We start from the raw sequence: 13,170 nt of genomic DNA on the forward strand, positions 1-13,170 counted from the left end.
CTACCTCGCTATGATTCGGATTATGGTGCGACGCTTAGCCTAATTTGATACCTCGGATGAATTCTCAAACATCCTCTAAGCTGAATATGCCAATCGGCGAACCGTAGGACTGCGACTGGCAACTTTGATGGACTGCTGAAAGGAGAGGCGATGAAATACTTCGAGAAACCGGGGCCTGAGATGCGCGATCGCGTTCCTCCCGGACAGCATTTAGCCAAAGGGTTTCCCGTCTTGACCTACGGCGACACCCCACAAATTGCACGCGGGGAGTGGCAGCTAAAAACCTGGGGGCTCGCGGACTCCAAGCGCTATACCTGGGACGACATGCTCGCGCTGCCCCAGCAAGATTTCACCGCCGACTTTCACTGCGTCACCACCTGGTCAAAGCTGGATGTGAAATGGACGGGCATCGCGGTGCCGGACTTTCTCGCCACACTCCAGGTCGAACCAACTGCGACCCATGTGTTGCTGCATTGCTTCGGCGACTACACCACCAACCTCACCCTAGAGGATTTCAATCGTCCCGAAAATTTCTTTGCCCACACCCTCTATGGGGAACCGTTGCCCGCTGATCATGGTGGCCCCATGCGCCTCGTCGTCCCCCACCTTTACGCCTGGAAGAGCGCTAAATGGCTCAACGGTATTGAGTTTTTAGCCGAAGAAAGCCTCGGCTTTTGGGAGCGTAACGGCTATCACCGTCGCGGCGAACCCTTTGCCGAAGAGCGTTATGCGGGTCGCTAATCCGGTTGGTGAACGGCAAACTGGATACCATGCTGAGCCCCCACCGCTCCAACCCGAGTCAGAGCGATAGGGGCAACTGGTCATCAAGCAGCTTCAGGCAATCACGGGGAAGGCCCGAAGACATTATTCGCTAATGAGGTGCGCCTCTAAGAACCACAAGCGCTTGTCAATGGTGCGTGACACTTCGGTGTAAAGGTCAGCTGTATCAGCATCGCCCAATTCATCCGTTGCATCGATCGCTTCACGTACATGCTTGGCATAGGCGGCATAGCGATCGGCGAGGGCGGTGACATGGTCGGCACCACTGACTGCATCAACCGGATACTCCGGCAAAATCGATTGCTCAGCGGCCATTCTGGCAGTCCCTAAGGCCGTACCGCCCAGCGCCGTGACTCGTTCGGCCACCATATCCACGTACTCTTCCAACTCGCCAGCCATCTCATCAAAGAGTTCGTGCAGCTGGTAAAAATCTTTGCCCTTCACGTTCCAGTGCGCTTGCTTGGTCTGAGTTTTGAGATCGAGCGTTGCTGCCAAGCTCTGGTTCAAAACGGTGACTACCTGCTCTCGCACAGATGCAGACAAGTCATTACGGGTCGGATAAAAGCGGGCAGTGGGTTTAGCAGTGGTTGCAACCATGAAAATTTCTCCTAATCATTCCTGAGCGGACCTATCGAGTGAAGCGAATTTCAGCGCCGCACTATCTTAACTCCTTTTATAAATCATACTCGTTATGACTTCGCATTGCAACCAGCAGGTAAACCATGGGGCTGCAAAGGCGATCGCGATCGCTGGCTAGCTGACATTGATGCGACTAGGAAGGCAGTGACGACGCTGATTTAGCGATCGATGAATTACTTGCTCGTGTTGCCCGGCTGTCGCGCTACACAGTCCCGATTGTGACTGACATATGCGTTCTAGCCAAACAACATTTAACTAGCAGCATCCCGGTAACCAATATGGTCTGTCATCTGTACAGCGGTAGATTCAGTGGCGACCAAAGCTCAAAGTGCCAGTCAAGAATGAGATGGCGAGTTGATCGGTAAATTTGTGTGACCCAGATAGCTAAGCCGTAGCAATTGGGGAGGAGGGTTGCCTTGCCGAGCTAAACAAATTGCTGTGCGAGGCATCTTTCCCGATGCAAGACACGCTAGAGTCTGGCGTGATTAAGATTACTAATTCTTTGGGAAAGCATTTATAAGTTTCTTGAGTCCAGATCCATTGATCCCTACAATTAATAGAATCAATTGATAAGCAAATATGCGCAGTTTGGTTAGGAGGAACTATGGCGAATCGTCCAATTATTTTGGGGATCGTGGGCGACAGCGCCGCGGGCAAGACCACCCTTACCCGTGGGATCGGTCAGATTTTAGGTGAGGATCAGGTCACGGCCATCTGTACGGACGATTACCACCGCTACGATCGCCAACAGCGCAAAGATATGGGTATCTCGGCGCTGCATCCTGACTGCAATTATCTCGACATCATCGAACAGCATTTGCAACTACTGCGAGAAGGCAAACCTATTCTGAAGCCGATCTACAACCACACCACGGGCATGTTTGATCCGCCTGAATACATCAAGCCGACCAAGTTTGTCATTGTGGAAGGGCTGTTAGGATATTCCACCGCGATCGCCCGCAACTGCTACGACGTGATGGTGTACCTCGCGCCTCCTGAGGAAATCCGCGCCACCTGGAAAATCAAGCGCGATACTCGCAAACGCGGTTACACCGAAGAGCAAGTGCTCGATCAGCTCAAGGCGCGCGAGCCCGATTCCGAAGCCTTTATCCGGCCCCAACGGCAGTGGGCCGACGTGATTGTCAGCTTTTATCCCCCAGCTGAGGGCAACGGCGGCAAAGATGACTTGCTGCTCGACGTGAAATTAGTGCTGCGCCCCACCATTCCCCACCCCGATTTCACCCATATTTTGGACGATACGGGCAATCACTTGGGAGATGCCATTCGCTTGGTGCTTGACCGGGACATGGGCAAGCCCGTGGATGTGCTGGAAATTGATGGTCAAGCGACCCAAGAACAGGTGCAAGAGCTGGAGCGGATTTTGTGTGGTGAAGTGCCTTACTTAGGGCAATTTTGCAGCCTCGAAGGCAATGACGAGATCGGTAAGCTGGTCGGCACAACTGGGGAAACTTTGCAAAGCTATCCCTTAGCGTTGACGCAGCTCTTCATCACTTATCACATGTTGAAAGCCGATAAGGTGGCGGCGCAGTTAGCCGCATAGCACGGTGGCACGATTGGACTGTTATCGGGGGGAGCGAGCACAATGCTCATCCCCCATTTTTGTGCCCAGGGTGATGAGCCGCCGAGCAGAGGTGTGGAATGGCGACAGGCTGGCAACCTACCCAACCAGTGGCCTGTAGGACTGGAGTCTACAGAAAATCGCGATCGCCCTTGAGCATCACAAAGTCTCAAAGTTACGTGGCATGAGCTGTTTGCCCGAGCTGTTTGGAAAACCCGACAGGATGACTGCTGGAGGTAGGGAAATTGCCCATCCAAACATGAGGTTAAGTTCCCCAAAGGCTTGTTAAAAGAACGTTACAGTATGAACAACTGCGATCGCGCCTTCTCCTGATGGTGTACCTGTAAGAGAGAGCGCTGTATAGTTCGCGATAAAAACTGTCTGGATAGCATTATGGGTTTCAAGCTTCACAACCTTTTTCGTCGTCTCAAGCCCCTGATTAAGCCAGTGATGGCGATCGCTCTTGTGGGCGTTTTGGTCTTTGGTCATGCGGATGGTGCCCTCGCCGCGCGGGCGGGTGGTCGCATTGGGGGCGGCAGCTTCCGGGCGCCAACCCGAGTGGCGCCGAGTCCGTCCTATCGCAGCCCCAGCGGGGGCGGTTACTATCCCGGCGGCGGCTTTGGTTTCCCGTTCTTGTTTCCGCTGTTTGGGTTTGGCGGGGGCTTTGGCGGTCTGTTCACGATCATCCTGTTCATCGGTTTAGCCAACTTCATCATGCGCACCGTGCGTGAGATGGGCAGCGATAACGATGGCGGCATGGGTGCGGCAGATAATCCGGCGGTGTCGGTCGCTAAGCTGCAAATTGGTCTGTTGGCTGAGGCCCGTTCTCTGCAAGAAGACCTCAACCGCATGGCATTGTCGGCAGACACGTCTTCGACCACTGGGCTGACGCAGGTGCTGCAAGAAGCGAGCCTGTCTCTGCTGCGTCACCCTGAATACTGGCAGTATGCGACTGCTCAGACCGAAGCCACCCGCTTACTGTCGGCCGAGCAAAAGTTCAACCAACTGGCGCTAGCTGAGCGCAGCAAGTTTACGGGCGAGTCGGTGAGCAATGTGAACAACCGCTTGCAGCAGGCTGCCGCTAAGGAAGCTGAGGCCGGGGAGCTGGCGACGGCTGAACCCGGTCAATACATCGTGGCCTCAGTGATTGTGGCCACTCAGGGCAAGCTCAATCTGCCCAAGGTGTCTTCGACTCAGGATGTGCGTCAGGCGTTGAGCACGTTGGGGGCCGTGTCGAGCGATCGCCTCTTGGCCGTCGAAATTCTCTGGACTCCTCAAGCGTCGGGTGAGACGCTGACAGCTGACGAAATGATTGCTGAATATCCCGAATTGACGCTGATCTAGCGGGCTGTAAAGCATCACAATCGATCATTGGCTAACCCGCTCGAATCGTTTTTGGTTCGGGCGGGTTTGTTAAAATTTGAGACTGCACTCTGGTTCGGGAACTTGCAACGATGACGGTATCTCAGGCGGCGACGACAAATAGCACCTCCAGCGCAGTGGATTTGTTGCCTATTGCGCAACGCACACGAGCCGCAGCCCAAGCCCTGGCCCCACTGCCCACGGCGACCAAGAACCGAGCCATTGCCGCGATCGCCGACGCCCTCGAAGCCCAGAGCGAAGCCATTTTGGCCGCCAACGCCGCTGACTGTGAAGCCGCGATCGCCGATCAACTGGCGAAACCGCTCTACAATCGCCTCAAACTGGATGCCGTGAAGCTGGCAGGGGCGATCGCGGGCGTTCGTGATGTGGCGAAACTGCCCGATCCGGTAGGCACCGTTCAGCTCCACACCGAGTTGGATACTGGCTTGGAACTGCAACGCATCAGCGCCCCGTTGGGCGTATTGGGAGTGATTTTCGAATCTCGTCCCGACGCTGTCATGCAAATTTCGAGCCTGGCGGTGAAATCGGGCAACGGCGTAATTTTGAAAGGCGGCAAAGAAGCCGTCTGCTCTTGTCAGGCGCTGGTGACGGCCATTCGCGCGGGCCTGGAAGCTGCTGGCGTGAATCCGGAGGCGGTGCAACTGTTGACCACCCGCGAAGAGACCCGCGCCATGCTGGCGTTAGAAGGGTATCTGGATCTCATTATTCCGCGCGGTTCCAATTCGTTTGTGCGGTTTGTGCAAGACAACACGCGCATTCCGGTCCTGGGACACGCTGACGGTATTTGTCACCTGTATGTGGACCAAGTGGCCGATTTTGAGAAAGCCATCCAAATTGCGATCGACGCTAAGGTCGGCTATCCTTCGGCCTGCAACGCGATCGAAACCTTGCTGGTACACGAAGCGATCGCTGCCGATTTTTTACCCCAGCTAGCAACTGCCCTGCGACAACATGGGGTGGAACTGCGGGGTGATGCGTTGACCCAATCCATTCTGCCAGACGTAACGCCCGCGACGGAGGCCGATTGGGCGACGGAATATAGCGATCTGGTACTGGCTATCAAAGGGGTGGATTCCTTGTCGGCGGCGATCGCCCACATCAACACCTATGGGTCGCGCCATACGGATGCGATTGTCACGGAAGATCCAGAAGCTGCCGCCACCTTCCGCAGTCAGGTCAATGCCGCTGGGGTCTATCACAACTGCTCTACTCGCTTTGCCGACGGCTTCCGGTACGGGTTCGGAGCCGAAGTGGGCATCAGTACCCAAACCATGCCGCCGCGCGGGCCGGTAGGGTTAGAGGGGCTTGTGACCTATAAATATCACCTGATTGGGAATGGCCACATTGTCGCCACCTATTCTGGTGAAACCGCCAAACCCTTTACCCACAAAAACTTGCTGTCTTAAGGATTAAGAATTTCACCCGTTGGCACCACTATCCTGGCGGTTCACCGTTAGACACGCATCGAGGCAACTTGCCGTCCCTAAGCAGATGCGTCATGCTAGCAAGCGAAGAGTTTTCTAAGCGATCGCGACCCATTCATCATGTTTGCGCTGCTCAACCGTTTCTTTAATCGCCATTCAGCCGACGTCCAGGCTGATGTCGAGATTTACACCTGGCAGACGTGCCCCTACTGCATTCGCGCTAAGCTACTGCTTTGGTGGAAAGGGGTGGCATATCAGGAATATAAAATTGATGGTGATGGGGCTGCCCGAGTGCGCATGGCCGAACGCGCCAACGGGCGCAAGTCGGTGCCCCAAATTTTTATCAACAACGATCATATCGGCGGCTGCGATGACCTGTATGCCCTGGATCGCCAAGGTCGCTTAGATCCGCTACTCAGACAGGTGAAAACGGCAGAGCTCTAGTAGCCGGGTCATTTCATTGCCTAACCCTTATCGCTCATCCTGCTGGGTGGCCGGCTCGTCAGGCACTAAATTTAGGATCGTGCGCAACAGCAATTGATCCTGAACGTTGATGCCAAAGCGGCCGCTTTCCACATCGCGCACCCAACTTTGACTCTTGCCCAGCCGTTCGGCTAATGCCCGCTGCGAGAGTTGCTGCTCTTGTCGGGCCGACTTAATCACATCGCTAGGAATCACATCCGTCATTTTTGCCGGGGTTGGTTTCGCCGTCTGTCGACGGGTAACCGACTTTTTCTTAATGGTCTGCTGCCACTCGTCAGACAGCTCAAAGCCACAGAGCCGGGCATTCAGCAGGCGTTGCCATTTATCCCGGGGGGCGGCATCCGTGAGACTGAGATGATGATTCGCATCCTCTGTCCAAAAGGCCAACGCTTCGTCCGCTGAGTCTGGAATTTGATTCACGCGCATCCACATCGGTTGAATATCGGGGGGATACGTTTCAGCATCAAAAATTGGCGTGAGCCCATAGTGATAGACCGCCTCTAAATCCCCTTCAAAAGTTTTGAGTAATCTTTTGTGGGCTCCCCGCACGGTCGTGGCTTCGGTGAGGCGATCGGCACCATAGGCAATTTTGAGCAGTGTCCGAACAGTCATGCGATGCTGGTCGCCCAACCGTAGCTTAAACAAGAGCCAGAGCAGTAACCGGACGGCCCCTTCGTGTTGTTGCCAGTTACTCATCACCTCTGCCAACAGAGATTGCGGCAGTGCCCCGTATTGGTAAAAGGCACGATGGCGGCGATAGTCTTGCTTATTGAGGAAATGCTTGGCCCAGACTCCGGCTTTGATCGTAAAGCTGAGACCAATTAAATGATTGTGTCCCTCGGCATCCTCTTCCCAGTAGTAGTGGGTATCGATGAGCTGCCAAACGGGGTGCTCGGTCAATAAAAAGGCGGGTACTTTGCCCTGGCGGGGCCAATCGACTGTCACGAATAGCCGACAGCATTGATAGACCAAAGACTTAATCAGGGTTAGCCGCTCAAGTTTGGTCAAATCGCGACGTTTATCAAGACCGAGATACTGCTCAAAGTGTTGGTCATTAATGACCAAGGTTTCTTGCCAAGGCTGATTTAACGTCGTAATTTGGGCGGCCAAAATCAGGTGTACACAGGCGGCGCGAATATCAAAGTCGGCAAAAATATCCTCGGACTGGGTGGTTGACGCCGTCAGGGGAACGAGGTCCGCATCTGTCGGGTCAGCAGCCAGGCGAAACTTGAGATTGCCCCGTCCTCGATTGACCGATCGCTGATAGCACCACGCGCCCTCGTCATCGGGCTGCCAGGCAACGGCAGAACGCTGCGCCAAAATGTTGCAACTTTCCCAAATGACGATGGAAGAGGCAAAGGGATTCGTTTTGCCATTGAGAAAGATTTCAGGAATTGCGGGTGGCAGCAACGTACTCTTACAACGCCCCTTTTTGGGCTGAAGCTTAGCGACGGCATTCACCTGGCAAAATTCCGCACAAAGTGGCATCGGTTCGTTCACACAGTCGTTGCACAAAGTCGGATCAACCCAAAAGCCGTCACCATCGGCTTGGGTCTTGATGGCTCCCTCAGGGCAAACGGATTGACAGACACTACACAGCGTACAGTTTTCGTTATTGACCGTCTGAGCCATTTAATCTTTCCCCTGGGTCGGTGGTCTGAAATCGGTCTGAGCAACTCGCTGACAAAAATACAGAATCCGCTTTATGGGCTTCGCAAGTCACGATTTTAGGCGACGGGTCATTAATTCGAGGCTTTGAGCAGGGGCAGGAAATGCTGCAATCTCATCAGCGCGATCGCTGAATGGGATGAGCCACTGCTCGGCAATCAAAAACCTGCGACAGGGTTGAATTCGACTCACCACGACAACCCATCAAGCAAAAAATTGGCAGAAGGTTTAGTGCAATGAGAGCGATACTGACCGATTTCTGCGCCAGTATTCGCGGCTATATATACCCGTTTGACATATAGGAATAACAATACCAATCGCTTAGATCGATAACGCTTGATACCGTTTTAGCACCTATTTTTCGGCGCTCTAGTCATCGGTTCAATTTGGACAATGAAGCGTTTTCTTTTGTAGCAAAAACAACTTACTGCCATCTCAAACATAGTGATTTACTCACATCTGTTACATTGCTAGATGATCTGAGAAGAGATGCAATGCTAATAACAAGAAACTAAAAAAACACACATGATTGAGAGGAGTCGTTTACGTTCTCTAACGATTTTTGGGTGTTTGATTAGCCGCTAGATGCAGTCTAAATAAAGCAATAGCCCAACTCAGCAAACCCTCGATAACGCTAGGGTTTGCTGAGTTGGGCTATTGCTTTATCTAAATCGCTCTTCCAAAGGAAGCAAGGTCCGCAACCCTGACGGCATCGCGAAGACCCCTCAGGGACAGCAGCAGAAATTTAGTTGGCGTTGGGTTGAGCCGGGCGATAGGGCAATTCCATGTCTGCACCGAGGCCAGCCTCGGAGGTTTCATCTGACTCTAGCCCGAGTGCTAAGAGCGGATTATTCAGCACGTCGGCCAGGTTGGTGACGGCGTAGGCAATCAATTCGTTGGGATCCAGCAAGATCCAGCCCTGTGCGGTCAATTCGCGGAGCTCAAAGTGCAAGTGCGGGCCGGTGGAGTTACCAGTGCTGCCGACCAACCCGACGACTTCGCCCTGCTGTACCCTTTCACCCGGTCGCACCAAGATGCGAGAGAGGTGGGCGTAGCGAGTTTCCAGGGTGCCTTCGGCGTGACGAAGGATGACGATCAGGCCGTAGCCCCCCATGTAGTCGGCGATGTGAACTTCGCCATCTTGGGTCGCGACAACGGGGGTGCCTTCGGGCGCGCCTAAGTCAGTCCCCGTATGGAAGCGACGATCGCCAAAAATCGGATGGGTGCGCCAGCCAAACAGTGACGTAATGGGCGAGGGGATCGCCAGCGGAAAGACAAACTCTTGGGTGCCGCGCCGCATCACGTTCAGAGAGCGCAGCTTTTCATTGAAGTATTCGCGGCTGATGACCGTCGTGTTGCCAATGGTGACGCCATTGCCACCGACGCTCACTGGTCCCACTGAGAACTGGGTACCTTCATTATCGGTCGCGCTGCCGTTAGCCGGGGAGTTGTTGGCTTGTGTCGAGCGATCGCAGAGGCTGCCAGCGACAGCTTGCCCTTGTCCGACCGTCAGTTGACAGCCAGTCGCGCGATCGGAAAACAGCAGAGATGGTGAATCGGGAGACCGGGTTGCCCCCAAGCTGTAATCAGTGGTGTCAATTAACGGATTGTTGAGCAGGGTTTCGGCATTGACCTCAACTGGCGGGACGCTATCCGCAACCGAGCCATCGGGCAGGGGACTCGCCTCTGCGGGGGCCGAAGATTCAAATACGGGGGTGGCAAAGGGCGGATTAGAGTCAGGAGAAGGGGCTGAGCTCAGCTGTGGCTTCAACAAAGACTCGGCTGAAGTTGCGGCGGGCGAAACGGGCGCTACGGTCTCAACCGCCGTGGGAATCTCCATCGGGCGGTCGGCCTCGGCGCGAACGGGCAGACTGCCGAGCAGTAGCGTCGCACTCATGGCCCCAACGCTGCTCAACCACAAAAGAGTGCCCCCAGATGCCAGGGACTTTAGATGAGCGTTCGATTGGCGGGAGAGTTGCTCCGGCTGCATATTCGCTGCTCCGTCAGACACCACGATAAACCTCAGTAATTGTAGCCTAGGCGAATCTCACCTGGCTTTAAAGATCGAACGAAGTTTTTACCCTCGTGTTGCACACTCACGATCAATTCACCCTGTAAAGAGACGCCCTCGACCCTAGCAGTGTGCCCGTCCACTGTAACTGTTTTTCCTTGATGGGCCAGTTTTTGGGTGTAGGCGTTTACGAAAGCGGCGTTGCCTTGCTGCTGCCAGTAATACAGTCCTTGCAAGATGCCCCGCAGCGCGATCGCGGCCAGTGCTTCCAGCGTTTTTACCCTGGGCACGGATGGCTCAGGCCACAGCTCGCGCACAGAAATCGCGTTGTCTGGCAAGGGGTTATCCCAATTCAGGCCCACGCCGACCACGACTTGCTGCAATTGCGGGGCATCGCCCGCCGTGGGGGATTTGACTAACCGACTCTCGGTTAAAATGCCGCCCACCTTTCGCTGCTGACTCACGAGATCGTTAGGCCACTTGATTTGGATCGGCGCGCCCAAATTCGTCAAACTGGTGGCGATGCCCCAGGCACTCGTCAACGTCAGCAGAAAACTTTGGGGTAGGGGCAACTCCGGTTCCAACACGAGAGACAGGTAAAGGCCCCCTGGCGGCGATACCCAAGTGCGGCCCCATTGCCCCCGCCCTGCTGTTTGCCTGGCGGCGATGACGACGGTGCCCGCGCCGCTGCCCTGGTCAATGAGTTGCCAGGCGGTTTCATTGGTTGAGGGCAATTGTTCGTAAAGATGGAGCTGAAAGTCTGGCCGGAGGGAGGCGACTTCAGCCTGCAGACCCAACTCAGCGGCGGAGCCCGTGAGTGCCTGGGTTATGCGTTGAGCATCGAGCATACTTGCGGGAGATAGCGGAAACTTGAACGACTTTTTAGTCTATAAGAGCCTATCCGACTGCTTGGATTTTATGACGGTGGGCGGTGCCCACCCTACGGTGTGTCAAGCTTTTTGGTGATCTGTGTCGATCGCTTTTTGGGGTTTCCGGATAGGCTCTCAGTGCAATGGTCGTGCCGAGACGTAAAATCACCACAACATCAAGGGTTGGTAGTAGTCTATCGACAACTCCAGAGAGTGCAGCGATCGCCCTGCTACGCTTAACGGAGCGATGAACCATCTGGTGGGCCTGAGAGTCCGGAACCTTGTCTCAGTTCCCAGTTTCCCTGTGCAGTGCAAAAGAGGATAAAGCGCATATGTCACCGACTCGGCAATCTAGCGAAGCAATGCTGCAAGCACTGCGATCTCAGGTCAATGCAGATCCCCATCATGCTCAGGCGCGGGCGCTCTGGACGATTGAAGACAGCGAAGAACTGTATCGCATTCATGGCTGGGGCGAGCCTTACTTTTCCATTAACGCGGCAGGGCATGTGATGGTCGCACCCAAGGGAGATCGCGGCGGTTCCCTCGACCTCTACGACCTGGTGACGGCACTCAAGCAGCGCAATCTGGGTTTGCCGATTCTGATCCGGTTTTCCGACATTTTGGAAGACCGGATTGAGCGGTTGAATGCCTGTTTTGCCAAAGCGATCGCCCGTTACCGCTACAGCGGCGTCTATCGCGGCGTCTTTCCGGTGAAATGTAACCAGCAGCGCCACCTGGTGGAAGATTTGGTGCGCTTTGGGCAGCCCCATCGCTTTGGTCTGGAAGCGGGTTCGAAGCCGGAACTGCTGATTGCTCTGGCGACGCTGGATAATCCCGGTGCTTTGCTGATCTGCAACGGCTACAAAGATCGGGAATATGTGGAAACCGCGATGCTCAGTCAACGGCTGGGGCACACCCCGATCATCGTGCTGGAGCAGTTGGAAGAAGTGCCCCTGGTGATCGAGGCTAGTCGGCGGCTGAATATTCGCCCTATTCTCGGGGTGCGGGCCAAGCTCAGCAGCAAAGGGATTGGCCGGTGGGGGGGCTCGGCGGGCGATCGCGCTAAGTTTGGCCTCGCCATTCCCGAAGTGCTCAGCGCGGTGGAGCAGCTCAAGGCCGCCGACATGCTGGACTGTCTGCAACTGCTGCACTTCCATATTGGTTCCCAGATTTCCGCCATCAGCGTGATCAAAGACGCCCTGCGGGAAGCCTGCCAAATTTATGTAGAACTGTCGGAACTCGGTGCCCAGATGGGCTATCTCGATGTTGGTGGCGGGCTCGGGGTGGATTATGACGGTTCTAAAACCAACTTTTCGGCGTCGAAAAACTACAGCATTCAAAACTACGCCAATGATGTAGTGGCGGAAGTGCAGGAAGCCTGTTCGGCGCGCAATCTGCCTGTGCCCACGCTGATCAGCGAAAGTGGGCGGGCGATCGCCTCCCATCAATCGGTACTGGTGTTTGACGTGTTGGGCACCAGCGATCGCCCCGGTTTAGAAGCCATTGAGCCCCCGACGGAAGACGACCACGCGCTACTGCGCGAGCTGTACGACACCTACGCCCACGTCACCATCAAAAATTACCAAGAGGCTTACCACGACGCCGTTCAGTTCAAAGACGAGGCCATCAGTCTGTTTAACTTTGGCTACTTGAGCTTGACGGAACGGGCCAAAGTCGAGCGGCTGTACTGGGCTTGCTGCCGCCGCATTTTAGAACTGGTGCGCCACGAAGAGTACGTGCCCGACGATTTGGAAGATCTGGACAAGAATCTGGCGTCGATTTACTACATCAATCTGTCGGTGTTTCAGTCCATGCCCGATGCGTGGGCGATCGACCAACTGTTTCCCATCATGCCCATCCATCGGTTGGATGAGGAGCCGACGAACCGGGCCACCCTGGCTGACCTCACCTGCGATAGCGACGGCAAAATCGAGCAGTTCATCGACTTGCGAGATGTGAAGTCAGTGCTGGAGTTGCATCCCTTGAAGGAGCAAGAGCCTTACTATCTCGGCCTATTTCTCGGCGGCGCGTATCAGGAAATCATGGGCAACCTGCACAATCTATTCGGTGACACCAACACTGTCCACATTCACATGACGCCCAAGGGCTATCAAATCGAGCACGTGGTGAAAGGCGACACCATGACGGAAGTGCTCAGTTATGTACAGTACGACTCCGAAGACCTGATCGAAAACATTCGCCGCCGTTCAGAATATGCTTTGCAAGACGGCAAAATCACCATTCAGGAGGCGCAACTGCTGCTCCAGCATTACGAGCACAGCCTGAACCATTACACTTACCTGTCTACGGATTGAAAGAGAGTAGCAATTGAAT

10 protein-coding genes are annotated in these 13,170 nt (G+C 54.8%); 6 read left to right on the forward strand and 4 right to left on the reverse strand.

What is annotated here, in order from left to right; translation table 11 throughout:
• Window positions 1-150: 150 nt before the first annotated feature.
• Window positions 151-741, forward strand: coding sequence for a sulfite oxidase-like oxidoreductase (locus DYY88_RS22990; RefSeq protein WP_039727255.1), 591 nt, complete (start codon window positions 151-153; stop codon window positions 739-741).
• 123 nt (window positions 742-864) lie between these two features.
• Here DYY88_RS22990 and dps read toward each other — a convergent pair whose 3' ends face one another.
• On the reverse strand, window positions 865-1,377 hold the full coding sequence (gene dps, locus DYY88_RS22995; RefSeq protein ID WP_039727256.1) for a DNA starvation/stationary phase protection protein Dps: 513 nt from the start codon (window positions 1,375-1,377) through the stop codon (window positions 865-867).
• A 646-nt stretch (window positions 1,378-2,023) separates the two neighbouring features.
• On the opposite strand from dps, the gene DYY88_RS23000 reads away from it, so the two are divergent.
• The 4 genes from DYY88_RS23000 to grxC all read left to right on the forward strand — a co-directional run bounded on the left by DYY88_RS23000 (window position 2,024) and on the right by grxC (window position 6,249).
• Complete coding sequence (locus tag DYY88_RS23000) at window positions 2,024-2,980, forward strand: phosphoribulokinase (RefSeq protein ID WP_039727258.1); 957 nt, start codon at window positions 2,024-2,026, stop codon at window positions 2,978-2,980.
• Window positions 2,981-3,391: 411 nt separating this feature from the next.
• A complete protein-coding gene (locus tag DYY88_RS23005) occupies window positions 3,392-4,342 on the forward strand; it encodes a DUF1517 domain-containing protein (RefSeq protein ID WP_039727261.1) in 951 nt (316 codons plus the stop codon).
• A 110-nt stretch (window positions 4,343-4,452) separates the two neighbouring features.
• Window positions 4,453-5,787: a glutamate-5-semialdehyde dehydrogenase gene (locus DYY88_RS23010; RefSeq protein ID WP_039727263.1), complete on the forward strand. Its 1,335-nt coding sequence runs from the start codon at window positions 4,453-4,455 to the stop codon at window positions 5,785-5,787.
• A 138-nt stretch (window positions 5,788-5,925) separates the two neighbouring features.
• A complete protein-coding gene (gene grxC / locus DYY88_RS23015) occupies window positions 5,926-6,249 on the forward strand; it encodes a glutaredoxin 3 (protein WP_039727265.1) in 324 nt (107 codons plus the stop codon).
• 27 nt (window positions 6,250-6,276) lie between these two features.
• Here grxC and DYY88_RS23020 read toward each other — a convergent pair whose 3' ends face one another.
• The 3 genes from DYY88_RS23020 to DYY88_RS23030 form a co-directional block, all read right to left on the reverse strand.
• Window positions 6,277-7,920 (reverse strand): helix-turn-helix domain-containing protein, encoded by a 1,644-nt coding sequence (locus DYY88_RS23020; protein ID WP_044151244.1) that lies wholly within the window; start codon window positions 7,918-7,920, stop codon window positions 6,277-6,279.
• Window positions 7,921-8,701: 781 nt separating this feature from the next.
• Window positions 8,702-9,853, reverse strand: coding sequence for a peptidoglycan DD-metalloendopeptidase family protein (locus DYY88_RS23025; RefSeq protein WP_052288453.1), 1,152 nt, complete (start codon window positions 9,851-9,853; stop codon window positions 8,702-8,704).
• 125 nt (window positions 9,854-9,978) lie between these two features.
• The gene (locus tag DYY88_RS23030) at window positions 9,979-10,815 is read right to left on the reverse strand and encodes a biotin--[acetyl-CoA-carboxylase] ligase (RefSeq protein WP_044151245.1); all 837 of its coding nucleotides are present in this window, start codon (window positions 10,813-10,815) and stop codon (window positions 9,979-9,981) included.
• Window positions 10,816-11,168: 353 nt separating this feature from the next.
• On the opposite strand from DYY88_RS23030, the gene speA reads away from it, so the two are divergent.
• Window positions 11,169-13,151: a biosynthetic arginine decarboxylase gene (gene speA / locus DYY88_RS23035; RefSeq protein WP_084607079.1), complete on the forward strand. Its 1,983-nt coding sequence runs from the start codon at window positions 11,169-11,171 to the stop codon at window positions 13,149-13,151.
• Window positions 13,152-13,170: the final 19 nt, after the last annotated feature.

The sequence above is a fragment of the Leptolyngbya iicbica LK genome, assembly GCF_004212215.1.
In the GTDB taxonomy this organism is placed as follows: domain Bacteria; phylum Cyanobacteriota; class Cyanobacteriia; order Phormidesmidales; family Phormidesmidaceae; genus Halomicronema; species Halomicronema iicbica.

Bases quoted from the DNA above. Each gene is read 5' to 3' on its own strand.
- DYY88_RS23020 (WP_044151244.1), bottom strand. From the start codon at position 7,920: ATGGCTCAGACGGTCAATAACGAAAACTGTACGCTGTGTAGTGTCTGT.
- speA (WP_084607079.1), top strand. From the start codon at position 11,169: ATGTCACCGACTCGGCAATCTAGCGAAGCAATGCTGCAAGCACTGCGA.
- DYY88_RS23025 (WP_052288453.1), bottom strand. From the start codon at position 9,853: ATGAGTGCGACGCTACTGCTCGGCAGTCTGCCCGTTCGCGCCGAGGCC.
- grxC (WP_039727265.1), top strand. From the start codon at position 5,926: ATGTTTGCGCTGCTCAACCGTTTCTTTAATCGCCATTCAGCCGACGTC.
- DYY88_RS23030 (WP_044151245.1), bottom strand. From the start codon at position 10,815: ATGCTCGATGCTCAACGCATAACCCAGGCACTCACGGGCTCCGCCGCT.
- DYY88_RS23005 (WP_039727261.1), top strand. From the start codon at position 3,392: ATGGGTTTCAAGCTTCACAACCTTTTTCGTCGTCTCAAGCCCCTGATT.
- dps (WP_039727256.1), bottom strand. From the start codon at position 1,377: ATGGTTGCAACCACTGCTAAACCCACTGCCCGCTTTTATCCGACCCGT.
- DYY88_RS22990 (WP_039727255.1), top strand. From the start codon at position 151: ATGAAATACTTCGAGAAACCGGGGCCTGAGATGCGCGATCGCGTTCCT.
- DYY88_RS23000 (WP_039727258.1), top strand. From the start codon at position 2,024: ATGGCGAATCGTCCAATTATTTTGGGGATCGTGGGCGACAGCGCCGCG.
- DYY88_RS23010 (WP_039727263.1), top strand. From the start codon at position 4,453: ATGACGGTATCTCAGGCGGCGACGACAAATAGCACCTCCAGCGCAGTG.